Genomic DNA, 23757 nt, shown 5'->3' with positions numbered 1-23757 from the left:
TTGGTAGTGGATTAGCAGGATTAGCCGCAGCCGTATTCTTAATTAGAGATGTACAAATGGCTGGCGAAAATATCCACATTTTAGAAGAATTACCAACTGCTGGTGGTTCCTTGGATGGTACTGATCGTCCTAATGCGGGTTTTGTTGTTCGTGGTGGACGTGAAATGGAAAATCACTTCGAGTGTTTGTGGGATATGTATCGTTCAATCCCAAGCTTGGAAGTACCAGGAGCAACTTATTTAGACGAATACTATTGGCTTGATAAAGAAGATCCTAACTCTTCAAATTGCCGTTTAATTCATAATCGTGGTAATCGCTTACCAAGCGATGGTCAATATGGTTTAGGTAAATGTACTGAAGAAATCGTAAAATTAGTAATGACTCCAGAAAGTGAATTAAAGGATGAAACTATCGAAGATTTCTTCAGTGATGAATTCTTTGAAACTAACTTCTGGATCTACTGGTCAACCATGTTCGCCTTTGAAAAATGGCATTCATTAGCTGAAATGCGTCGGTACTGCATGCGGTTTATCCACCACATTGATGGTTTACCAGACTTTACAGCTTTGAAATTTAATAAGTATAACCAATATGAATCTATGGTAAAACCAGTTTTGGCTTACTTAGTAGATCATAATGTTGATGTTCAATACGACGTTCACGTTAAGAATGTGATTGTTGATCATGAGGCAGGTAAGAAGATTGCCAAGAAGATCATCCTAGATCAAGCTGATGAACGCCAAGAAATTTCATTGAGCCCTGATGATATTGTCTTTGTAACTAATGGCTCAATTACGGAGTCATCAACTTATGGTGATCAAAATACCCCTGCACCTGTAAGTCATGCCAAGGGTGATTCATGGAAATTATGGGAAAAATTGGCAGAACAAGATGCCGACTTTGGTCATCCTGAGGTCTTCTGTGAAAATATCCCTGAACGTAGTTGGTTTGTTTCTGCCACTACTACCATGAAGACTAAGAAATTAGCACCATATTTTGAAAGATTGACTAAGCGTGATCTCTATGATGGTCGTGTTAATACCGGTGGTATTATTACTGTTACTGATTCTAACTGGGGATTGAGTTTTACGATTCACAGACAACCACACTTCAAGAGTCAAAATCCTGATGAAATTGTAATTTGGATCTATGCATTGTATTCAGATACGGAAGGTAACTACATTCATAAGCGAGTAACGGAATGTACTGGTAAAGAAATATGTGAAGAATTGTTATACCACTTAGGCGTTCCTGAAGTTGAAATTGAAAAGAGCGCTAGTGAAGAAAACATGAACACAGTTCCAGTTTACATGCCATACATCACTAGTTACTTTATGCCACGTAAAACAGGAGACCGACCAGATGTTGTTCCTGAAGGCTCAGTTAACCTTGCCTTTATTGGTAACTTTGCGGAAAGTCCAACTAGCGATACTGTCTTCACGACAGAATACTCTGTAAGAACTGCAATGGAAGCTGTTTATACTTTGCTTAACGTAGACCGTGGTGTTCCTGAAGTATTCGATTCAATTTATGACATCAGACAATTATTGCGGGCAATGTACTTCATGTCAGACAAGAAGAAACTAGTTGATCAAGAATTACCATTGCCAGCTAAGCTTGCTCTTAAGTCAGGAATGAAGAAAATTAAGAAGACTTGGGTTGAAGAACTTCTTAAAGAAGCAGATTTGATGTAAAAATAGCACAAAGAAAAACGATAACTCCTTCAAAATGATACGTAGTTATCGTTTTTTTGCGTTAATTTGTTCTTTTAGTCCTGTGATGATCATGTTTGATCATAGTTAAGCTAAATTTAGCAATTCCGATCATCGTCATGCTTAAGAAAAGTGCGCCAAGAACATCGCTTGGATAGTGAGCCAAGAAATATACTCGGGAAATCATGACTAACAATAAGAAAATCCAAATTAGGATATCGGCAATTAGTCTCAGAGTTACGTTTTTAACCAAAACTGGGAGAAGAATCATGATTAGCCATAAGCAAATAATCCCCATCCCTAAAACATGGCCACTTGGAAAGCTAAAGCCATCGTCAACTTTTAAATGCCCAATTGGTCTTGGACGATGGATCAAACGTTTGGTAACAGTTCCAATGGCATCCCCGACAATAATTGCAAAAAATAGGCAACTTGCATATAACCGATATCGTTTAAAAAATGCAAATATTATGACTGCAATTATTGCTACATAAACTAAGTCAAACTTGGGTTCAGCAATTAAAGTAGCAGCCTGAAGAATTTTGTGAAATGGCTCGAGTGATTGAGCCCAATCTTGCCCTAGTTGGTCAAAGCTTGCGATATAACTTGCATGCAACATGACAGAGACAGCTACAGCGATAAACCCGATTAGCCCCAAATAAAAGACTTTATGATGTTGTTTTTCCATAAACCCCCTGCTTTCATACTTAACTAGTATGTAAGCCTAGCAGATTTATAGGTAATTGTCAGCACTGTTGAGTAAATGTGACTATTTCTTAAAAATTAGTCTTCAACAAAAAGTACTCTTGTGCCTTCAGGAACAGTAATGTCTTTTTGGATTGCTACTAGAGTACCAGTGGCTTTGTCGCGTAAATAAAGGGTAGCGTTATTGGTATTTTGATTGGTTGCGACAACGTAACGCTCTGAGGCATCCCAATTAAAGTCACGAGGAAATTCGCCAAAAACAGAAATCCGTTGAACTTGTTGTAGCTTATGATCGTCTAAGACCTTGAAGACCACTAATGAATCGTTACCACGGTTAGAAACATAGATAAACTTACCATCTTGGCTAATTTTAATAGCCGCTGCACCATTATGTTGATCCCATGATTCAGGGATGGTCGAGTAGGTTGCAATATCTTCAAATTCCCAAGTTGATTCATTAAACTTCACTACATTGACTTTGCTTGATAACTCACCTACAACATAGAAATAGTTGCCATCTTTGCTGAAAACGAGATGTCTAGTACCAAAGCCAGCTTCATTGTGATAGCTGGTAAGATGTTCTAATTTATGATCAGAAGTTAACCGATAAAAATCAACCCGATCATTACCTAAATCGCAAGAGACTAAGTTGCCGGCAGGAGTTTCATCAAAATAATGAGGGTGAGGACCGTCAACTTGTTCTGGGCGAGGACCTAAAGTATCGGCAGTATGAGTGACGCTTGCAAGAGCGGTCAATTTTCCTTCATTATCATAACTGAAAACAGTTAGGACTGCGGTATGGTAGTTTGCGGTATAAAGCAAATTTTTTTCACGATTGATGCCGATATAAGCAGGAGATGATCCAGGAGTAAGCGCATGGTCAACTTCTTGATAATTACCGTTAACTAATTTAAATGCGCTAATACCACCTTGATCACCCGCATTGTTAATGGCAAAAATCAAATCGCCGTCTTTTTGGAAATAAGTTGGTCCACCAATTTCAATAATGTTATTAGCATTTTCAAGACGAGCTTCATGTTCTTTTCCAGATAAAGTTAATTCGTAAATTCCTTTGGAATTATTTTTTGTATAACCACCAATTAAAACTTTCACAATTTTTCTCCTTATGGTAAAAATATTTGTCATTTTTTTATATAATAATTATATAACGATTTAAAAAATTAAGAAGCACCAACTTGTTACGGTCAACTGGTGCATTAACGAAAAGGAGAATTATCATGAAATGGACAGCTACCATTGAAAAAATTGGTTCAAAAGCAATCATTTCTAAAGATGCCATGGTTATTCTTTTTGGCGAAAACGTTGGGAAGGATCTAGAGGAAGTATCTGTAATTCAAAAATTTGATAGCAGTACGCCAATCAGTGGCTTTGTATTTAAAAAAGGCGATACAGTTACTGTAGATGGTGAAACCTTTGTTGCTGAATATGTGGGACCATTGGTCGAAAGTAATATGAAAGCTTTAGCGCACGCTACGCTCTTCTTTAATCGCAAGATTTCTAAGAATCCATTAGCTAACGCCGTTTACTTCGATCCAGCTGATGATCGTGTTCCTAATTTTAAGGTTGATGATGATATTGTTTACGAACACATTTAGGGGCTAGTTGATGAATCAAAAGGAAAGATCGAGTGTAAATTTCTTTGAAAAATGGATTCTCAATAATCGCCTAAGTATCATTTTATTGAATTTATTGCTGTTTTTTTTGGTTATCTGGGTATTTAATAAGATTTCTTTTGTTCTGAATCCAGCTTGGGTATTCATCAGTGCGATATTGCCTCCGATTCTATTAGCTGTCATTCAGTATTACATTATGAATCCGTTAGTTGATTGGCTAGAGGAAAAATTTAAAGTACCTAGACTATTGACCATCTTGGTTTTATTTGTAGTAGTATTGATTGCACTTATTTGGATTATTAATACTATCATCCCAATTGTTCAAGAACAGATTAATTCCTTAATTAAGAATTGGCCAAGAATATGGAATGATGCAGTGAGAGCGACGCAAACAACCTTACATGATCCTAAATTGGCTGCTCTTAGAAATAGTATCAATGATATGATTAGTAGTGCGCAAAATGCACTGTTTAAGTCAGGTCAAGCAACAATTAATACGACATTAGGTAACATTTCATCAGCAGTAAGTATCATTACCATGATCGTAATGACCCTATTGACGGCGCCATTTATATTATTTTTTATGCTTAAAGATGGCCATCAGCTTCGTCCATATTTGACTAATTTTGTTCCACAACGTTGGCAAGAAAGTTTTAGCGATTTACTATACCAAATTAACTTTGCTTTAGCTGCATACATTAGAGGACAAATTACGGTTGCCTTTTGGGTAGGAGTAATGTTTGCGATCGGATACAGTGTCGTAGGGCTACCATATGGTTATGCTTTGGCAATCTTAGCTGGTTTTCTAAATTTGATTCCATATTTTGGTTCAATTATTGCCTTTATTCCTGCAGTTGTTATCGGTATAATGACATCTGTCCCAATGCTGATCAAAGTTTTAGTAGTTTTCGCAATTGAGCAATTGATTGAAACACGATTGATTAGTCCTTTGGTAATGGGTAATAAATTAGAGATGCATCCAATTACGACCATCTTGCTCTTAATTGGTGCTAGTGCAGTTTGGGGCTTATGGGGAGTAATTTTTGGGATTCCAATTTTTGCAGTCTTGAAGATTATTAGCTCTCGCGTGTACAATTATTACCGAGCTGTTTCTGAAGTTTTTGATGATGAAAACGAAAATGAAGCAAGTGAAGTAATTAAAAAAAGCGAAGATAATCCAGAATAAAGAGACGTGATGGGTTACATCACGTTTTTTCTATAATGTTTAAAGTAAGGGGATTTTATGACTAATCATGTTGTTTTGTTTGAACCGCTAATGCCTGCCAATACAGGAAATATTGCAAGAACTTGTGCTGGTACGAATACGGTTTTGGATTTAATTGAGCCACTAGGATTTCAAATCGACAATAAGAAAATGAAACGTGCAGGTTTGGATTACTGGGATAAAGTAGAGATTCATATGCACGACGATTTAGAGGCATTTTTAAAAACATTGAAGCCTGCGGACGAAATGTACTTGATTTCAAAATTTTCTTCCAAGAACTACTCTGAAGTTGATTATACTGATCAAGATAAGGACTATTATTTTGTTTTTGGAAAAGAAACTACCGGCTTGCCTGAGACTTTTATGCGCGAATACTATGATCGCAATTTGAGAATTCCAATGTCTGACAATATTCGTTGCTATAATTTGTCTAATTCAGTTGCAATGGTATTATTAGAAGTGTTAAGACAACAAGGTTTTCCAAATATGGAAACCAGTCATCACTACGAAAACGATAAGTTGAAAGATGATTACAATCGTCCAGAACGCTATGAAAGAAATTTAGGAGAAGAATAATAATGGAATTTACTAAAGAAACCCCAATCATGGTTGAAGCTTTTCACTATGATGTCAATCAAGAACCTAAAATGAGCAATGACGTTAATGTTGCTTTTAGAAAAGCTACTCGTACCAATGACGATGGCACTACTGAAACTGGTGAAGGCGGAAGCTTCTTTGAAGTTTCAGTAGAATTTGATGTTGCCCCAGCCCCAGGATTTTTTACTGTAAGTGGTAGAATCAGTCAAATTGTAACCTTGAAAGATTACTACGGCGAAGGCTATGATCTTGATCAAAGCGACTACAAGTTGTTGAGTCGTCCATTGGTGGAATACATTGAAACTTTAACTTATCAAGTAACCCAAATTACGCTTGATGAACCTGTTAACTTGAATTTCCAAGCTAACTTTTAAGGTTGATTAGGTTGAGTTATGCCTAAGAAAAAGAAAAAAACAACTGCTCGAACCAGCAAAAAACGCAAATCGAGTCAAGAGCAAACATTATATTGGGTTACTACTGGAATAGGGCTATTATTGGTAGCCTTATTGAGTTTTGCACGTGTTGGCTGGCTGGGAAATTTTGCGGCAAATTTATTGCGCTTTTTTGTTGGTGATTTATACCTTGTAATTGCTGGCGTGATAGCACTACTTGGAGCAATTTTGATTATTTATGGTCAATTTCCGCACTTCAAGTTGAAGCGTAATACAGGATTAGCCTTACTTATAGCAGCAATATTATTATTGCTAGCTGGCAATTATTTTGTTCAAGAAAAAGTATACAGCGGGTTTATCAATGCCTTCCTTGCTGAAATAGGACGTGAATTTGGTCGTGCTAACGTAACTGAAAGTGTTGGTGGAGGACTAATTGGTAGTTTTTTATATCAAATTTTTAATCCTTTGTTGGGCAATCTAGGAATTAAATTTTTAGCAATTATCTGTATTCCCATCAGTATTTTGATGTTTTGCGATGTTAAGTACAGCACTGTGGTGAAATGGGTCCAACAAGCTGGTCAAGGTTTTGTTAATCAAAATAAGGTTGCTGGTAGTAAGATTAAAGATAAGTATATTGAACTAAAAGAAAAGCAGGAGCAAGCTAAAGTTGATAATCGGTCTAATTTGAGTGATCCATTAGGTGGAAAATCAACGGTTTTTCCTGATGTGGATGATTTTTCAACTGCTGATCAAGACATAGATTCTACAGTAGCTGAAGCAGAATCAGTGGCAAAACCAGATCCGAAAATTGAGATTGCGGTTGCGCCGACGCCAACGCCAACTTCCGAACCAGCGATCGAAACTGCAGAAGAAAAATTACCAAATCCTAGAAATCATCATGAGGAAGATCAAAAGCTGTTACAAAAGTTAGCTGATGTTGATCACGGTGAGTTAAAAACTGAAACGACAGTTAACCCAGGGTATCGCAAGCCACCATTGAATTTGCTTGATCCAATTAAAAATGCAGATCAATCCACGGATAAGCAACTAATTCATAAAAATACTGCCACTCTGCAGTCGACTTTTAAAAGCTTTGGCGTTGATGTAATTATCAAAAAGGCTATTCTGGGACCGACGATCACGCGGTATGAAGTTCAACCCGCAGTCGGCGTTAAGGTAAGTCGGATTGTTAATTTAGCAGATGATTTGGCATTAGCACTAGCTGCAAAAGATATTAGAATTGAGGCTCCAATTCCAGGGAAACCATTCATTGGAATTGAAGTTCCAAATCGAGCAACTTCACCGGTTTCCTTTAGGGATGTAATGGAACATCAAGAGAAAAAGGCCAAGCAAGATCCTATGCAAGTACCTCTTGGTAAAGACGTTACTGGTCAAATAATTTCCGCTAATCTAGCAAAGATGCCCCATTTATTGATTGCAGGTTCGACGGGGTCTGGTAAGTCTGTGGCCATTAATACGATTTTGACCAGTATCTTAATGAAAGCCAGACCAGAAGAAGTTAAACTAGTTTTGATTGATCCTAAGATGGTGGAATTGTCCGTTTATAATGGCGTACCGCATTTATTAATTCCAGTAGTTACTGATGCAAAATTGGCGGCCAATGCGTTACATAAAGCAGTAAAAGAAATGGAACGTCGGTATAAATTATTTGCAGCCAGTGGTGCTCGCAACATGGATGAATATAATCAAAAAGTTGCCGAAAACAACCAGGATAAAACCAAACCAGTTATGAAGCCATTGCCATATATTGTAGTGGTGGTTGATGAATTGAGTGATTTGATGATGGTAGGTGGACATGATGTTGAAGGCGCAATTGTTCGTTTAGGGCAAATGGCTAGAGCAGCAGGTGTTCATATGATTTTGGCAACGCAGCGTCCGAGTGTCGATGTTATTACTGGATTGATTAAGGCTAATGTGCCATCGCGAATTTCTTTTGCAGTATCAAGTGGAATTGATTCACGGACGATATTAGACCAAACGGGAGCAGAAAAACTGTTAGGTCGCGGCGACATGCTATTTATGCCGATTGGAGCTTCCAAACCGGAACGAATCCAAGGGGCCTTTATTGCCAGCGAAGAAGTAGAAAAAGTAATTGATTGGGTTAAGAATCAGCAAAAAGTAGAATACGACCAAGAGATGATTCCACAGCAAACTGCTTCGAATGAACAAGCTAGTGATGATGAACCGGAAGATGAATTTTATGACCAAGCAGTGGCATTAGTTCGTCAGCAACAAAGTGCTAGTGTTTCCATGTTGCAGCGTCGTTTTAGAATTGGCTACAATAGGGCAGCCCGTATCGTTGATGAGATGGAAGCTAAAGGAGTAGTAGGACCATCTGAAGGCTCCAAGCCTAGACAGGTATTGTTGCCACCGGAAAAGGAAAATAATAATGAAGATCACAGTTAATTCGAAAATCATTCCTAATACTAAATTTACTACAGCCATGATTGGCTGTTTTTTGCGTTTACCACTTACTAGACACAATTTGGCATATGCAAGTTTGCTTACGCGGATGCAATTAAATGCTAGCTTGTATTATCCAAGTATTGGAATTCAAGAAAAAACCTTATCAAATTTATATGATTTGAGTTTTGATGCCACTCCGCAATTGTTTGGCAAAGAAATTGTAATTTCTTATCTTGCTAACTTCATTGAACCCCAAGAAATTCTTGATCCTGAATACACCTATGAAAAAATCATTTCAACAGTAGCTTCGATCGTGCAACATCCTTTGTTTGATCAAGACTTGTTGAATTATACAAAAAGTCAACTAAGTGAAGATCTGCAAGAACTGTTGGAAGAACCTGCTAATTATGCTTTGGATCGGTTCTTCAAACTTTGGTATGAACAAGATCCCGATTACGGGGATAATTTCATGGGTCCACTTGAGGAGATTGAAGGAGCAACGGTTGATAGCCTAAAAAATTTCAGTGACGGTTTGCGCATAGTGCCAGCTACAATCGTGGGTTTTGCTAGAGATGACCAGCAAGTTACAAATATAATCAATCAAAATTTTAAACAGGCAGGCTTAATTAAACGTTTCCAAATTGATGATTTAACAATTCCTGCACCTCATAAAGATGCTTTAAGCAAGATCGAAAAACGGGGGAATCTTCAAGCACAAATCATGATTGGCTATGGCTTTGCTGGGAAAATGACCTATCGAGATCAAATCGCTGGGATGGTTCTGGCTCAGTACCTTGCTGGAGACCAATCTTCCAAGTTGTTCGTGAGAGTAAGAGAAGAATTAGGAGCTGCTTACGCCATTGATTCGAATAATTATTCCAATAATAGTTTGTTCTTAATCAGTGCGGGTCTAGATCCAGAACTGACTGAACAAGCTATCCAGATAATTAAAGATGAAATTGTCAAGATCAGTGATGGGCAAATTGATCCGGAATTATTCAAGAAAGCCAAAAAGAGTTTGAAGAATCTGCAATTAGTTGGTCGTGATCAAGAAAACTGGCAATTGGCACAAGCATTAAGGAAAGAATTATTTGCCGGCTATGCTGAATTTGATCGAGATCAGGCAATAAGTCGAGTAACGAGCAAGCAACTGATCAGTTTTGCTCAAAAATTGTTTTTAAATGAAAGTTACGTTTTACAATGATTTCACCAAAAATTATTTCCCAAAAATATACGTCTGGGTTTATGGCACAAATAATTTTAAGACCTCAGTTCAATCAACGTTTCTTTGGAATAATTGTTGATTTTGGAAGTAGCGATCCTCAAGCAATACCAGGATCAGCGCACTTTCTAGAACATAAATTATTTGCCAAAAAAAGTGGCGATATTTCCCATCGCTTTGAAGAGCTAGGAGCCGATGTTAATGCCATGACGTCATTCAATGAAACGATGTACTTTTGTAGTGGCGTTGATCATAATCGGCAATTGATTGAGCTTCTTTTTGAATTAGTAGGAGAGCCATATTTTACAGCAGACAACGTTGCTAAGGAGATTCCAATTATTCAACAGGAATTAGCAATGTACCAAGACGATCCAAACTGGCCCATTAGCAATACCTTGATGCAGGAATTATTTGGCAATTCTAATTTAGGAATTGATGTTGCGGGAACAAAAGAATCGATAGCATCAATTAATGTGGCTGCTTTAAAGGCAGTCTATCAACGCAATTATTATGCCCAAAACATGAGGTTCATTGCTTGTGGTGATTTTAACGAAGGTCAAATCCAATACATTTTTAGATTGGTTGGCCAATTACAACAAAAATACATTAAAGTAGCTAAGTTTGAGCAAGATCTAACTAAAGCAACAGGCAAATTGCGTGATCGAATGATTGTCAACAAAACAAACTCAAATGTTTTTGGTTTGGGCATAAACTTGAAAAACTTTAAGAAAGTATTATCAAGTTACGAACTTAGTCAAATTTTACTTGAAATAATGCTAGAATCTAAACTAGGAATTATGAGTCCGTGGTTTGAGGCAATGAAAGCCAAACATCTTTTAGCTAATTCTTTGCAAATTGCTGTAAATTACACTCGGCAAGGAAATTTTGCAACTATCTATGGTGTGGCAGATCATAGTCAAGCGGTGATTGAAGCCATTAAATCAGAAATTATGCGACCTTTTTCAAAGGAGGAGCTTCCTTACGCAAAAGAATTTTTTGAATTGCAGAAAAAAGAATGGCTAGCACAAAACAAACGGGCGTTAAATAATATTCCTTATTTAGCAATGGAAATGGCTGAAGAATTACTTGATTATGAAGATTCGTCACAGAATTTACGAAATTTGCAAACGATGAGTTTCAGTGACTTTTTAAAATATTCACAGGAACTGCTTAAAGAATACGATTTTTGCTCAGCTAGTTTCGCAAAAAAAGGTGAAAATTAATGAAACGGGTAATTGTATTTGGTGCAAGTGGTGGTATTGGACAAGAAATTTGTCGCAGTTTGGCTGCTGATGGTTGGTCAATCTATGTTCATTATCGAAAAAATGTTGAAGTAGCTCAGAAATTGGCAACAGAATTGCTTGAAAAATATCCTAAACAAGACTTTTTTACTACTAAATTGGATTTCGCAGCATCTGATCAGCAACTCGAAGATTTTGTTCAGAGCTTGTTTCCTGTTAATGCAGTTGTTTTTGCCCAAGGGATAACTAAATATGGTTTTTTATCGGAACAGTCGTTGACGGATATAGATCGAGTTATGAAGATTAATTTAACGGTGCCTATAAAATTAACCAAGCTATTAGAACCGATGCTGGTCAAACATGAAATGAGTCGAATTGTATATTTGGGCTCGGTATATGGTGGCCAGGGCAGTGCTTTAGAAACAATTTATAGTGCAACAAAAGCAGGCTTAAGTCGCTTTTCTCAAGCTTATGCGCGAGAAGTTGCATCAACAGGTTTAACGGTAAATACGATCGCTCCTGGGGCTGTAGCCACGGAAATGAACAAAATTTTTTCAAAAGAAACATTAGATGAAGTTCGAGAAGAAATTCCTCTAGGCCGATTGGCTCACGGAGAGGACGTTGCTTATTGGGTAAAAACCTTGCTACAGGCAGAAAGCAAATATTGCACCGGACAAACTATTTATGTTTCTGGTGGCTGGCTCATATAAAGTGATTTTTATCAGCTTTTTTATGTTATACTCAAAGTGATAATCAAATTTTAAAGAGGTAAATATGGCAGATATTGGAGAAAAGTTACGCAACGCCAGAGAAGAAAAGGGATTGACAATTGCGGATATTGAAAAAGCAACTAAAATTCAAAGTCGCTATTTAACTGCAATTGAACAAAATGATTTTGAAAAACTTCCTGGTGATTTTTACGTAAGAGCATTTATTAGACAGTATGCACAAATTGTTGGGCTTGACGGAAAAGAGCTATTGAGCGAATATCATCAGGATATTCCAGAAGCTAAACCTGATGAATATGTAGAAAATTCGATTGATAATAAGAGCAAGGAAGTCCAAGAGACAACTAACAATAAGAAGAATCTTTGGAAAAATTACTTACCTAGAATTGCTGTAGGACTAGGAGTAATTATTGTATTGTTGGTTGTTTATGTTTTGTATGCCCACCTTTCTACAAGCAGTCAAAACAACAATGCGGATAGCAATGTGACTGTATCTTCGCAAAAGGCATCTTCTAAGAAGAAAGCAAAGCCAATCGTCAAAAAGAAAAAATCATCAGTAAAAATTGCTAAAATAACTGATAATCAATATCAAGTCACTGGTTTAAAGAAGAATCGTACTTTAGAAGTTAAGACAGGTAGTCAAGCAATTAATGTAAGTATTGCAATTAATGGAACAGTTCAATTCCAACAAACAATGACTGCAAACCAAAAACATAGTGTGGTACTTCCTGATGATGCCAACACTGTTGTAGTTACTTTAGGTAATGATAATGGTACTTCAATTAAGATTGGTGGTAAGAAAGTTCCATTTGCTCCTATTGGCAATTACCGTTCAATTACTTTGGTAATTGGTAATACTACACAGAATAATACTTCAACTAGCTCTACTACAAATGGTACTAGTTCAACTACTCAAAGCAGCTCACAAACAAGCTCAAGCACTGCCCAAAGTAGTAGTCATGCTTCGTCACAAGCACAATCAAGTCAAAGTCAAAGTAGTCAAGCAACTAGTAGCAGTGAGAATACTAGTTCTAGTCAAAGCAGTAATTAATAGAATTTAGGAGATCAAAGTAAAGAATGAATTTACCTAATAAATTAACTATGCTGAGAATTCTTATGATCCCAGTATTTATGTTGCTTATCATTTTTAGAGATAGTGTTGGTTATTATACAGTTGGTGCCAATCATGTTTCGTGGCTTCAATTAGTAGCAATGATTGTTTTCGCAGTTGCATCTGCAACTGATTGGCTAGATGGTCATATTGCACGTGCTCGTCATTTGGTAACTAATTTCGGCAAATTTGCTGATCCACTTGCTGATAAGATGTTAACTATGACTGCATTTATTTTCTTAGTTGAGTTGAAATTAGCTCCAGCATGGGTTGTGGCGATTATTGTATGTCGCGAATTGGCAGTAACTGGTTTACGGTTAATTGTTGTTGAAAACGATGGTGAAGTTATTGCAGCTAAAATGCCTGGTAAGATTAAGACTACCGCCCAAATGCTAGCAATTATTTTACTATTAGTTGGCGATCCATTTAAGATTGGAACAATTCTTTTATACGTAGCTTTGATTTTTGCAGTATATTCAGGTTACGATTACTTCCGTGGTTCATGGAGCGTATTTAAAGGTTCAATGTAGAATCTTCACTTAGGTCATCTTTCGTTGGGAAAGGTGACTTTTTTGTTGGCAATAAAATTATGTAATATTTTTGTAAAATAGATTTTATGACTTTTTGCGTATTTATATATTAGGGGGAATTTTTTGCATCAAGCAAATTATTGCCAACCTAATAAAATTAAACGTATAATTATTAAGTAATATAAAAAGGAGGTTTATCGGTGGCTAATACTAATAATGATGAGCAAGCAAAACAGGCTGCTCTAGATAAAGCGCTTAAGAAGATCGAAAAAGACTTCGGTAAAGGTGCGGTTATGCGACTAGGTGAAAAGGCCGATACTAAGATTTCAACGGTTCCTACTGGATCTCTTGCTTTAGATGCCGCTTTAGGTGTAGGTGGTTATCCACGAGGAAGAATTATTGAAATTTATGGTCCTGAATCTTCAGGTAAGACTACAGTTGCTCTTCATGCTGTAGCTGAAGTACAAAAGCGTGGTGGTACTGCAGCTTATATCGATGCTGAAAATGCGATGGATCCTGACTATGCAAAAGCTTTGGGAGTAGATATTGACTCTTTGATTTTGTCACAACCAAATACGGGTGAAGAAGGCTTGCAAATTGCTGATACTCTGATTACTAGTGGTGCAATTGATATCTTAGTAGTCGACTCAGTTGCGGCTTTAGTTCCTAAGGCTGAAATTGATGGCGAAATGGGTGATTCTCATGTTGGGCTACAAGCTCGTTTAATGAGTCAGGCTTTGCGTAAATTATCTGGTAATATCAATAAGACCAAGACAATTGCAATTTTTATCAACCAGATTCGTGAAAAGGTTGGAATTATCTTTGGTAATCCAGAAACTACGCCTGGTGGTCGTGCCCTTAAGTTCTATTCAACGATTCGTCTTGAAGTTAGAAGATCAGAATCAATTAAGCAATCAACCGAATTAGTCGGAAATCGCGTAAAAATTAAGGTTGTTAAGAACAAAGTTGCTCCACCATTCAAAGTTGCTGAAGTTGATATTATGTATGGGAAAGGTATTTCCCAAAGTGGTGAATTACTCGACATGGCGGTTGAAAAAGACATTATTGATAAGTCAGGTTCGTGGTATTCATACAAACAAGATCGAATTGGTCAAGGACGTGAAAATGCCAAGACCTACCTTGAAGAACACAAAGATCTTTATGCTGATATTGAAAAACAAGTTCGTGAAGCATATGGCATCAGTGATGACTTAACTGAACAAAAAGTTGAAGCTAAACCAGCTGATGAAAAAGCAAGCACAACTGAAAAAGATAGTGCCAGTAAGGATAAATAATATCAAAGAAATAGATCTTGACCTTGGACTTTGAGTCCAAGGTTTTTCTGTTTGATTGACATAGAGCGTGATGTTCTTTATCATAAAGTCTGTGTGAATAATTCTAAAAAAAGGCGATAGTAATCATGATAAATAATATTTTGATTCCCGCCGTAGCAGCTATAGTTTCATTATTAGTGGGAGTTGGCATTGGTTATGTGTATCGCAAGTCTTCTTGGGAGAAGAAGGCAAGCAATGCTCAGAAAGATGCTGACCATATTTTGGCAGATGCGCAAGCACAATTAGCTGCCGCTAAGGCAGAGGTTAGCGCACAACAGCAAGCTGCCGAAGCAATTAAACAGGGTGCTGAGAATACTAAAAAAGAAAAGATTCTTGAAGCTCAAGAAGAAATTCATAATTATAAACAAACAGTTGAAGCCAATTTAAGTCAAAAGCGAGATGAAATTTCTCGTCAAGCAAATTTACTTCAACAAAGAGAAGATACTCTAGAGCATAAAAAGTCCTTGTTAGCTGATGCAGAAAATGAACTTTCACTAAAGGCTGACCAATTGAAACGCCAGCAAGCTAGTTTAGATGAAAAAATCAATGAAGCCGATGATTTAATTGACCAACGGAAACAGAAATTGTTTGAAGTTGCCGAACTTACAAAAGAGCAGGCTAAAAAATTGGTCTTAGATAATTTGGCTGATGAACTTGTTAAAGAACGAGCTGAATTGATTCGTAACAGTAATGAAGAAATGCAGGCTAAAGCTGATCATTTCGCACATAAAATATTGGTGGATGCTATTCAAAGTAGTGCTGCCGATACGGTAGCTGAGACAACTGTTTCAGTGGTTGATTTACCTAACGAAGAAATGAAGGGAAGAATTATCGGTCGTGAAGGTCGAAATATTCGTTCTTTTGAGGCATTAACCGGAGTTGATTTAATTATTGATGACACACCAAAAGTAGTCACATTGAGTGGCTTTGACCCGATTAGACGTGAGATTGCGAGAAGAGCAATGGAGCGCCTAATCAAAGATGGTAGAATTCATCCTGCAAGGATTGAAGAAATGGTTGATAAAGCTCGTAAGGAAGTTAATGACGACATTTATGAGGCAGGAGAAAGTGCTCTGATGGATTTGGGAATTCACCGGATGAATCCTGAATTAGTTAAGACCTTAGGTCGTCTAAAGTACCGTACATCTTATGGTCAAAATGTTTTGGCTCATTCGATTGAAGTAGGCAAATTAGCTGGTACAATGGCAGCAGAACTTGGTCTAGATGAAAAACTAGCGGTTCGTGCGGGATTATTACACGATATTGGAAAGGCCATTGACCATGATATTGAAGGCTCACACGTAGAAATCGGTGTCGAATTAGCCCGCAAATATCATGAATCGGAGACCGTGATTAATGCAATTGCATCTCACCATGGAGATGTTCCTAAGTTGACTTTTATTGCAGACCTTGTTGTGGCGGCAGATACGATTTCTTCTGCTCGTCCAGGTGCTCGAAGTGAAAGCTTAGAAAACTATATTCGTCGTTTAACTGAGTTGGAAAGAATTGCTATGAGCTATCCAGGCGTTGAACAAGCTTACGCTATTCAAGCTGGTAGAGAAGTTCGCGTAATGGTTGAACCAAGCAAAATTTCTGATGAACGAATTACCATTCTTGCGCATGACATTAGGAATCAAGTTGAAAAAGAACTAGATTATCCTGGAAATATCAAGATAACAGTAATTCGTGAAAAACGAGTAGTTGCGATTGCTAAGTAAGAGAAAGAACTGAACAAGCGATTAAGCTTTTCAGTTCTTTTTTTGTGACTGCTTGATTGTAATCGAACTGACCTTGTATAATTAATGAATAACTCAAAAAGAAAGTAGTCAAAAATGTTTAAAATTATTGTTGATTTATTTTTCTTGGTAATTATTCAAGCGGCAATAACACCGTTTATTCGTCGATTGGCTTTCGTTTTAGGAGCCGTGGATAATCCTAATGCAAGAAGAGTAAATAAAAAACCGATGCCAACAATCGGTGGACTCGGTATTTTTGTGACTTATAATATCGGTGCTTTTGTTCTTTTGCGGGAACAATTTCCAACACATGAATTATTTTCAATCTTATTAGCTTCAAGCATTATTGTTTTGACTGGATTAATTGATGATATTTTAGAATTAAATCCTAAACAAAAAATGTTTGGTATTTTTGTTGCTGCCTTAGTAATTTATTTTTTAGGTGGCATCAGGATGAATGTCTTGAATTTACCTTTTGTTGATCATGAGATTAATTTGGGTTGGTGGAGTATGCCAATCACGATATTTTGGATTCTAGCACTTACCAATGCGGTAAATTTGATCGATGGGCTAGACGGTTTAGCAGATGGAGTCTCAATGATTTCCCTTACTACAATGGGGATCGTAGGCTACTTTTTCTTGCATACGCATCAACTATATGTGCCAATTGCTTGTTTTATGCTAGCAGCGTGTTTAATTGGCTTTTTACCTTATAATTTTCATCCTGCTAAAATCTTCTTGGGTGACACCGGAGCTCTCTTTATCGGCTTTATGATTGCAGTTTTGTCGCTAAAAGGGTTAAAAAACGTAACTTTTATTTCGCTTTTGGTGCCAATTGTAATTTTAGGAGTGCCAATCACAGATACTGTGTATGCGATGATTCGGCGAAAGCTTAATCGGCATCCTGTTTCTCAAGCAGATAAGCACCACTTGCATCACCAATTGATGCGTATGGGCTTGTCCCACCGCCAGACAGTATTAACGATCTATGCCTTGTCATTGATTTTTTCATTCATTTCTCTTCTGTTTCTGTCGTCACCAGCATGGGGGACTTGGCCATTGATCTTTGCCTTAATTTTTGCCTTGGAACTCTTTGTGGAATCAATTGGCTTGCTTGGAGAAAAATATAAACCGTTAATGCATTTATTGCAGAAAATTATTAATTCTCGAAGCGTTGAAGATCCTAAAGTTGAAGTATGGCATTTGGGCGATAAAAAACCAGAACAATTAAGAACTAAAGGCAATACAAAAGCCAATGATCCTACAAGTAAACAGTAGGTCATTGGCCTTTTTTATTGCTCATGATAATTAGTAGCAGTAACCGGTATTTCGTTATAGCGTTTAATACCTTGAATAAATTCAACTTTGCCGTTTAAAAGCTCGATGAGATCTTGCTTGCATTGTGGAACAGCTTCTTCATCCAAAAATAGATGAATTTCAATGTCCACACCATATTCAACATTTGCTACAAAAATATTCTTAGATTTTAGAAAATGATCAACTTCATCAAAGCGATTGTAGGGAATATGAAAGATAATTTCTTGTTGCAGTACACGCTTGATTACTCCAATGTGTTGTACAGCTTCTGTGACGCTGTTTGAATAGGCACGAATTAAACCTCCTGCACCTAATTTGATGCCTCCAAAATAACGTGTGACGACCGCAGTTACATTTTTTAAATTCATGAGTTGCAACGCTTTTAATTCGGGGATACCAGCAGTTCCAGATGGTTCGCCATTATCGCTTCCCTTGACGTGTTCATCATGTAAACCAACAGTATAAGCAAAAGTATTGTGAGTTGCATCGCGATACTTTTTTTGCATTTCTTGAATAAAATTTTCAGCTTCTTCAACTGTACTCGTTCTAGCTATATTAGTAATAAAACGACTTTTTTTGATCACAATTTCGTGAATTCCGGTTTCTTTAATGGTTAAAAAATTTTCTTCTTTTGACATAAATTTATTCCTTTTTTGCGTATTTATATAATAGGGGGGTAAAAAATGAAAATATCAGAGAAACTAATTGGTCGGCAATGGCCCCAAGCAAGTACTAGTATATCTGAAAATTCTGAATTAACGATAATTCCAGGCATTCAAGCTGATCACTGTAATCGTTGTGGTAATATTGTCCAAACTAAATTGCCAAGCGGTCAGCGGTACTGTCGAACTTGTATTGGACTTGGAAGGATCACTGAAGGTGAGGTGCTTGTTAGATATGACCAAAATATCGAATTTCCTCAAGTGAGTGATGGAGGATTAACTTGGCACGGGGAATTGACACCTGAACAAGCTAAAATTTCAAATTGCTTAGTAAAAAACTATCTTACTGGGATTGATTCACTAGTTCATGCAGTTACTGGGGCTGGGAAAACAGAGATGCTATTTCCGTTACTAGCGCAATGTTTGGCTCAAGGGAAACGTGCATGTATTGCTACACCAAGAATAGATGTAGTGAATGAGCTTTACCCACGTTTAAGTGAAGCTTTTGTGAAGATGACGATCGGCAAATATCATGGACGAGAATATTCCGACCCAGGCCTAGAGCAACTGACGATTTGCACAACGCATCAATTACTGAAATTTTATCATGCTTTCGATTTATTGGTAATCGATGAGGTTGACTCTTTTCCTTACGTCAACGACCCGCAATTGCATTTTGGAGCTTTAAATTCTGTGAAGGTGACGGGGAGAAAAGTGTTTTTAACGGCTACGCCTACAGCAGATTTATTGGAACAAGTCAAGCAAAATAAATTGTGTAAATTGACATTAAAACGACGTTTCCATGGAGGATTGTTACCAGTACCAGAGCAGAAATTATTTTTAAAACCGTTTATTAACCAAAAAGGTCAACTAAATCAAAATTTGCAAAAAGAAATTCGAAAAATTATTGCTACCGGTCATCCACTTTTGTTGTTTGTACCAAGAATTTCAGAGATTGATACATATGTCAAAGAAGTGAAAAAACTTTGTTCAGATAATCAAACAGTTGCAGGCGTGCATGCAACAGATAAGCGAAGGCTTGATAAAGTTCAAAATTTTCGTGAGGGCAAAACAAAAGTTTTGGTTACAACAACTATCTTAGAACGTGGAGTAACTTTTAGACATGTATGGGTGATTATTATTGCAGCTGATGATCCGATTTACACGACAGCTAGTTTAGTACAAATTGCCGGAAGAGTAGGTCGTGACAAAAATGATCGTAATGGTAGAGTGTTATATTGCTATCACCGATATACAAAGCAACTAAAAGCTGCGATGAAACAGATTAAAGAGATGAATCAATGAGAGAATGCTTATTGTGTGGGCAATTGTTTTTGCCCGAGCTTAATTTAGCTGAGTTATTTGTTTTTAAGGGCAAACGCAAAGAAAATTTATGCCCACATTGCTGGGCGAAATTTGAAAAATTATCGGCTATCAGGTGTATGGTATGTTCAAAGAATTTGTCTGAAGCAGGTATCTGTCAGGATTGCAAAATCTGGCAAAAACAATATGATCAGCAATTATTGCATCATCATAGTCTTTATCGCTATAATCAAGAATTTCATGACTTGATGGTACAATATAAACGGTATGGAGATTATATGCTTTATGGTGTTTTGCGAGAATTATGTAGTAAGCAACTGATGAAGATAGACTATGATTTTTATATTCCAATTCCTAGTTCACCTGAGCACCTAAAAAAACGTGGTTTTGATACGATTACCGCAATTTATCAGGAATTAGTTCCATTGACGCCACTACTTAAGAAGTTGTCAGGATCGTCTGCACAAGGAGAAAAGAATAAAGCAGAACGTCTTAATACGCCACAAATGTTTTATGTTGATACTACTTATCGTAACCAACACCATATTGAGATACATAAAAATAATAAAATACTATTATTAGATGATATTTATACAACAGGAAGAACCTTATACCATGCGCGTGATAGCCTTTTATTAGAAAATCCGAATGTAACAATTGAAAGCTTTTCAATTTGTCGATAGATATATTATTAAACGCTTTCAATTTCTGGTATAATAAAGGTGTAAAGAAAAACTGCATTGCAGTGAAAGGAGAATCTTATATGTTAAAGTACAATGTTCGTGGAGAAAATATCGAAGTTACAGATGCTTTAAGAAGTTATGTTGATAAACGTTTGAAGAAGTTGGAGAAATATTTTGAATTAAGTCAAGATGTTATCGCCCATGTAAACTTGAAGGTTTATCGTGATCACTCGGCTAAAGTTGAGGTAACTATCCCATTACCATACTTAGTATTAAGAGCTGAAGAAACCACGGACGATATGTATCGTAGTATTGATTTCGTCTCCGAAAAGCTTGAACGCCAAATTAGAAAATACAAGACTCGCGTAAACCGTAAGAGTCGTGAAAAGGGTCTTCAAGACTTCTTCGTAGAAACACCTGCTGAAGAAGAAAAGAAGACTGGTGAATTTGATATTGTACGTAACAAGCGTGTTAGTTTGAAACCAATGGAACCAGAAGAAGCAATTTTGCAAATGGACATGTTGGGACATGATTTCTTTGTCTTCCAAGATGCTGAAACTAATGGTACAAGCGTAGTTTACCGCAGAAATGATGGACGCTATGGCTTGATTGAAACTAATGAATAAAGCTTGAAATTATTGGCTAATAATGGCCTCGTGCATTTTGTGCGAGGCTTTTGTTATGAATAATTTTAAATTTTTCGATAATCATGGTAAAATTATTCTGTATTTTTAGACTTTCAACATATAAGGACCGATTTAATGGTAAACATTATCAAAAAACTTTATAACGCAGATAAAAGAGAACTCAAAAAATTTGAAAAGATCGCAGATAAGGTTGAATCATATGCAGATGAAATGGCAAAGTTATCTGACGATCAATTGCAAGCTAAGACTCCAGAATTTCGTGCTCGTTTGAATGATGGCGAAACCCTAGATGATCTTTTACCAGAAGCTTTTGCAGTTGCCCGGGAAGGTGCTAAACGTGTCTTAGGTTTATACCCATTCCACGTTCAGATCTTGGGTGGTATTGCCTTACACTTTGGTAACATCGCCGAAATGATGACTGGTGAAGGTAAGACTTTGACTGCAACTATGCCGGTATATTTGAATGCTTTGGAAGGTAAGGGTGTACACGTTGTTACGGTTAACGAATATCTTTCAAGTCGTGACGAAAGCGAAATGGGGCAACTATATCGTTGGTTAGGATTGACTGTTGGTTTGAACCTCAATTCAATGTCAGCCGATGAAAAGCGTGAAGCTTATAATTGTGACGTTACGTACTCAACTAACTCAGAGTTAGGTTTCGATTACTTGCGTGATAACATGGTTGTCTACAAGGAACAAATGGTACAACGCCAATTAAACTATGCAATTATCGATGAAACTGACTCAATTTTGATCGATGAAGCTAGAACTCCTTTGATCATTTCAGGTCAAGCAGAACAAGCTAATAGCGACTACATTAGAGCAGATCGTTTTGTTAAGACTTTGACTGAAGACAAGAGTGATGATGATGCTGACGATGATAAGGATTATGGTGACTACAAGATTGACTGGCCAACCAAGACCATTTCTTTAACTAGGACTGGTATTAAGAAGGCTACTGAACACTTTGGTTTACGCAACCTTTACGATGTTGAAAACCAAAAGTTGGTGCACCATATTGATCAAGCCTTGAGAGCCAACTACATCATGTTGAAGGATATTGATTATGTGGTTCAAGACGGCGAAGTTATGATCGTTGATTCCTTTACAGGTCGTGTAATGGAAGGTCGTCGTTATTCAGACGGTTTGCACCAAGCAATTGAAGCTAAAGAAGGAGTAAAGATTCAGGAAGAATCAAAGACTCAAGCAACTATTACTTACCAGAATTTCTTCAGAATGTACAAGAAGCTTTCAGGTATGACTGGTACTGCTAAGACTGAAGAAGAAGAATTCCGTGAAATCTACAATATGCAAGTTATTACGATTCCTACGAACCGTCCAATTGCTAGAAAAGATATGCCGGATCTTTTGTACCCAACTTTAGATTCTAAGTTTGAAGCAGTAGTTAAAGAAATTAAGGCTCGCCATGCCAAGGGGCAACCGGTATTGGTTGGTACTGTAGCGATCGAAAGTTCCGAAAGATTGAGTAAGATGCTTGACCGTGAAGGAATCCCTCATGCAGTTTTGAATGCGAAAAACCACGCTAAAGAAGCCCAAATTATTATGAATGCTGGTCAACGTGGTGCCGTAACGATCGCTACTAACATGGCTGGTCGTGGTACTGATATTAAGTTGGGGCCTGGTGTAAAAGAATTAGGTGGATTAGCTGTTATTGGTACTGAACGTCACGAATCAAGAAGAATTGATAATCAGCTTCGTGGACGTTCAGGTCGTCAGGGAGACCCTGGTTATACTAGATTCTATCTTTCACTTGAAGATGACTTGATGAAACGTTTTGGTGGTGATCGAGTAAAGAATTTCCTAGATCGTTTATCAGACAATGATGAAGATAAGGTGATTGAAAGTCGCTTAATTACCCGCCAAGTGGAATCTGCTCAAAAGCGTGTCGAAGGTAACAACTACGATACTCGTAAGCAAACCTTGCAATACGACGATGTTATGAGAATCCAACGTGAAATCATCTATAGCGAAAGAATGAAAGTAATTGAAGAAGATCACTCATTGGAATATATTTTGATTCCAATGATTCATCGGACAATTGATCACCAAGTTGATATGTTTACTCAAGGTGATCGGAAGGATTGGCGTTTGGATTCATTACGTGATTTCATCGTTTCTAGTCTAGCCGCTGAAGAAACAGCAGAAAAGATTGACTACAAGACAATTACTGTTGATCAATTGAAGCAAAAACTTTATGACATTGTAGCTGAGAACTTTAAAGAAAAGAAAGAAGCACTTGGCGATGATGATCAAATGCTTGAATTTGAAAAAGTTGTTATCTTGCGGGTAGTAGATGATCGCTGGACTGATCATATTGATGCGATGGATCAACTCCGTCAATCTATTGGACTTAGAGGCTATGGACAGCTTAATCCTTTGGTTGAATACCAAGAATCTGGTTATCGCATGTTTGAAGAAATGATTTCAAATATTGAATTTGATGTTACTCGTTTATTCATGATGGCGGAAATCAGAAGGAACTTAAGTCGTTAATAATAGAGGAGAAAGTC

At 37.1% G+C, this 23757-nt stretch carries 21 protein-coding genes; 18 read left to right on the top strand and 3 right to left on the bottom strand.

From position 1 onward, the window contains the following. Positions 1-1694: oleate hydratase (locus BN52_RS06245; protein ID WP_040473443.1), on the top strand; the 1694-nt coding region annotated here is incomplete at its 5' end. A gap of 61 nt (positions 1695-1755) precedes the next feature. On the opposite strand, the gene BN52_RS06240 is transcribed toward BN52_RS06245, so the two are convergent. Both BN52_RS06240 and BN52_RS06235 read right to left on the bottom strand, forming a co-directional pair. Next, entirely contained in the window at positions 1756-2400 is a 645-nt protein-coding gene (locus BN52_RS06240; protein ID WP_008473533.1) for a phosphatase PAP2 family protein, read from the bottom strand. A gap of 95 nt (positions 2401-2495) precedes the next feature. Then, positions 2496-3530, bottom strand: coding sequence for a lactonase family protein (locus tag BN52_RS06235; protein WP_008473532.1), 1035 nt, complete (start codon positions 3528-3530; stop codon positions 2496-2498). A gap of 125 nt (positions 3531-3655) precedes the next feature. On the opposite strand from BN52_RS06235, the gene BN52_RS06230 reads away from it, so the two are divergent. The 13 genes from BN52_RS06230 (at position 3656) to BN52_RS06170 (ending at position 17872) form a co-directional block, all read left to right on the top strand. Next, positions 3656-4033, top strand: coding sequence for a PTS glucitol/sorbitol transporter subunit IIA (locus BN52_RS06230; RefSeq protein WP_008473531.1), 378 nt, complete (start codon positions 3656-3658; stop codon positions 4031-4033). A 10-nt stretch (positions 4034-4043) separates the two neighbouring features. Next, positions 4044-5237, top strand: a complete 1194-nt coding sequence (locus tag BN52_RS06225) for an AI-2E family transporter (protein ID WP_008473530.1) — start codon at positions 4044-4046, stop codon at positions 5235-5237. A 57-nt stretch (positions 5238-5294) separates the two neighbouring features. After that, a complete protein-coding gene (locus BN52_RS06220) occupies positions 5295-5852 on the top strand; it encodes a tRNA (cytidine(34)-2'-O)-methyltransferase (protein ID WP_008473529.1) in 558 nt (185 codons plus the stop codon). 2 nt (positions 5853-5854) lie between these two features. Beyond that, on the top strand, positions 5855-6247 hold the full coding sequence (locus BN52_RS06215) for a DUF1149 family protein (RefSeq protein ID WP_008473528.1): 393 nt from the start codon (positions 5855-5857) through the stop codon (positions 6245-6247). 18 nt (positions 6248-6265) lie between these two features. After that, complete coding sequence (locus tag BN52_RS06210) at positions 6266-8692, top strand: DNA translocase FtsK (RefSeq protein ID WP_008473526.1); 2427 nt, start codon at positions 6266-6268, stop codon at positions 8690-8692. Further along, positions 8676-9896, top strand: a complete 1221-nt coding sequence (locus tag BN52_RS06205; RefSeq protein ID WP_008473525.1) for a M16 family metallopeptidase — start codon at positions 8676-8678, stop codon at positions 9894-9896. The genes BN52_RS06210 and BN52_RS06205 overlap by 17 nt, the downstream gene beginning before the upstream one ends. Then, positions 9893-11137, top strand: coding sequence for a M16 family metallopeptidase (locus BN52_RS06200; protein ID WP_008473524.1), 1245 nt, complete (start codon positions 9893-9895; stop codon positions 11135-11137). Before BN52_RS06205 ends, BN52_RS06200 begins: the two co-directional genes overlap by 4 nt. Further along, complete coding sequence (ymfI, locus tag BN52_RS06195; RefSeq protein WP_008473523.1) at positions 11137-11865, top strand: elongation factor P 5-aminopentanone reductase; 729 nt, start codon at positions 11137-11139, stop codon at positions 11863-11865. Before BN52_RS06200 ends, ymfI begins: the two co-directional genes overlap by 1 nt. A 64-nt stretch (positions 11866-11929) precedes the next feature. Continuing rightward, entirely contained in the window at positions 11930-12934 is a 1005-nt protein-coding gene (locus tag BN52_RS06190; RefSeq protein ID WP_008473522.1) for a RodZ domain-containing protein, read from the top strand. A gap of 26 nt (positions 12935-12960) precedes the next feature. After that, positions 12961-13524, top strand: coding sequence for a CDP-diacylglycerol--glycerol-3-phosphate 3-phosphatidyltransferase (gene pgsA, locus BN52_RS06185; RefSeq protein ID WP_008473521.1), 564 nt, complete (start codon positions 12961-12963; stop codon positions 13522-13524). Positions 13525-13724: 200 nt separating this feature from the next. Then, complete coding sequence (gene recA / locus BN52_RS06180) at positions 13725-14819, top strand: recombinase RecA (protein ID WP_008473520.1); 1095 nt, start codon at positions 13725-13727, stop codon at positions 14817-14819. 125 nt (positions 14820-14944) lie between these two features. Continuing rightward, entirely contained in the window at positions 14945-16576 is a 1632-nt protein-coding gene (gene rny, locus BN52_RS06175) for a ribonuclease Y (protein ID WP_008473519.1), read from the top strand. A 114-nt stretch (positions 16577-16690) separates the two neighbouring features. Then, on the top strand, positions 16691-17872 hold the full coding sequence (locus BN52_RS06170; protein WP_008473518.1) for a glycosyltransferase family 4 protein: 1182 nt from the start codon (positions 16691-16693) through the stop codon (positions 17870-17872). A gap of 14 nt (positions 17873-17886) precedes the next feature. Here the strand turns inward: BN52_RS06170 and BN52_RS06165 are convergent, their stop codons facing one another. Then, positions 17887-18549: a YigZ family protein gene (locus BN52_RS06165; RefSeq protein WP_008473516.1), complete on the bottom strand. Its 663-nt coding sequence runs from the start codon at positions 18547-18549 to the stop codon at positions 17887-17889. A 45-nt stretch (positions 18550-18594) separates the two neighbouring features. Here BN52_RS06165 and BN52_RS06160 point away from each other — a divergent pair, with 45 nt between their 5' ends. From BN52_RS06160 to secA, 4 genes are all read left to right on the top strand, one after another. Beyond that, entirely contained in the window at positions 18595-19878 is a 1284-nt protein-coding gene (locus tag BN52_RS06160; protein WP_008473514.1) for a helicase-related protein, read from the top strand. Beyond that, positions 19875-20579, top strand: coding sequence for a ComF family protein (locus BN52_RS06155; RefSeq protein WP_008473513.1), 705 nt, complete (start codon positions 19875-19877; stop codon positions 20577-20579). The genes BN52_RS06160 and BN52_RS06155 overlap by 4 nt, the downstream gene beginning before the upstream one ends. 80 nt (positions 20580-20659) lie before the next feature. Next, positions 20660-21205: a ribosome hibernation-promoting factor, HPF/YfiA family gene (gene hpf / locus BN52_RS06150; protein WP_008473512.1), complete on the top strand. Its 546-nt coding sequence runs from the start codon at positions 20660-20662 to the stop codon at positions 21203-21205. A gap of 135 nt (positions 21206-21340) precedes the next feature. Then, the gene (gene secA / locus BN52_RS06145; protein ID WP_008473511.1) at positions 21341-23740 is read left to right on the top strand and encodes a preprotein translocase subunit SecA; all 2400 of its coding nucleotides are present in this window, start codon (positions 21341-21343) and stop codon (positions 23738-23740) included. Positions 23741-23757 lie beyond the last annotated feature (17 nt).

The sequence above is a fragment of the Lactobacillus gigeriorum DSM 23908 = CRBIP 24.85 genome (assembly GCF_000296855.1).
GTDB classification, from domain to species: domain Bacteria; phylum Bacillota; class Bacilli; order Lactobacillales; family Lactobacillaceae; genus Lactobacillus; species Lactobacillus gigeriorum.
Note: the sequence above shows the minus strand (reverse complement) of the source record. Positions and strands in the feature narration are given on the sequence as shown.

Excerpts from the sequence above, each read along its gene's own strand:
- BN52_RS06240 (WP_008473533.1), bottom strand. The coding sequence starts at position 2,400 with ATGGAAAAACAACATCATAAAGTCTTTTATTTGGGGCTAATCGGGTTT.
- BN52_RS06230 (WP_008473531.1), top strand. The coding sequence starts at position 3,656 with ATGAAATGGACAGCTACCATTGAAAAAATTGGTTCAAAAGCAATCATT.
- BN52_RS06225 (WP_008473530.1), top strand. The coding sequence starts at position 4,044 with ATGAATCAAAAGGAAAGATCGAGTGTAAATTTCTTTGAAAAATGGATT.
- BN52_RS06220 (WP_008473529.1), top strand. The coding sequence starts at position 5,295 with ATGACTAATCATGTTGTTTTGTTTGAACCGCTAATGCCTGCCAATACA.
- BN52_RS06215 (WP_008473528.1), top strand. The coding sequence starts at position 5,855 with ATGGAATTTACTAAAGAAACCCCAATCATGGTTGAAGCTTTTCACTAT.
- BN52_RS06210 (WP_008473526.1), top strand. The coding sequence starts at position 6,266 with ATGCCTAAGAAAAAGAAAAAAACAACTGCTCGAACCAGCAAAAAACGC.
- BN52_RS06205 (WP_008473525.1), top strand. The coding sequence starts at position 8,676 with ATGAAGATCACAGTTAATTCGAAAATCATTCCTAATACTAAATTTACT.
- BN52_RS06200 (WP_008473524.1), top strand. The coding sequence starts at position 9,893 with ATGATTTCACCAAAAATTATTTCCCAAAAATATACGTCTGGGTTTATG.
- ymfI (WP_008473523.1), top strand. The coding sequence starts at position 11,137 with ATGAAACGGGTAATTGTATTTGGTGCAAGTGGTGGTATTGGACAAGAA.
- BN52_RS06190 (WP_008473522.1), top strand. The coding sequence starts at position 11,930 with ATGGCAGATATTGGAGAAAAGTTACGCAACGCCAGAGAAGAAAAGGGA.
- pgsA (WP_008473521.1), top strand. The coding sequence starts at position 12,961 with ATGAATTTACCTAATAAATTAACTATGCTGAGAATTCTTATGATCCCA.
- rny (WP_008473519.1), top strand. The coding sequence starts at position 14,945 with ATGATAAATAATATTTTGATTCCCGCCGTAGCAGCTATAGTTTCATTA.
- BN52_RS06170 (WP_008473518.1), top strand. The coding sequence starts at position 16,691 with ATGTTTAAAATTATTGTTGATTTATTTTTCTTGGTAATTATTCAAGCG.
- BN52_RS06165 (WP_008473516.1), bottom strand. The coding sequence starts at position 18,549 with ATGTCAAAAGAAGAAAATTTTTTAACCATTAAAGAAACCGGAATTCAC.
- BN52_RS06160 (WP_008473514.1), top strand. The coding sequence starts at position 18,595 with ATGAAAATATCAGAGAAACTAATTGGTCGGCAATGGCCCCAAGCAAGT.
- BN52_RS06155 (WP_008473513.1), top strand. The coding sequence starts at position 19,875 with ATGAGAGAATGCTTATTGTGTGGGCAATTGTTTTTGCCCGAGCTTAAT.
- hpf (WP_008473512.1), top strand. The coding sequence starts at position 20,660 with ATGTTAAAGTACAATGTTCGTGGAGAAAATATCGAAGTTACAGATGCT.
- secA (WP_008473511.1), top strand. The coding sequence starts at position 21,341 with ATGGTAAACATTATCAAAAAACTTTATAACGCAGATAAAAGAGAACTC.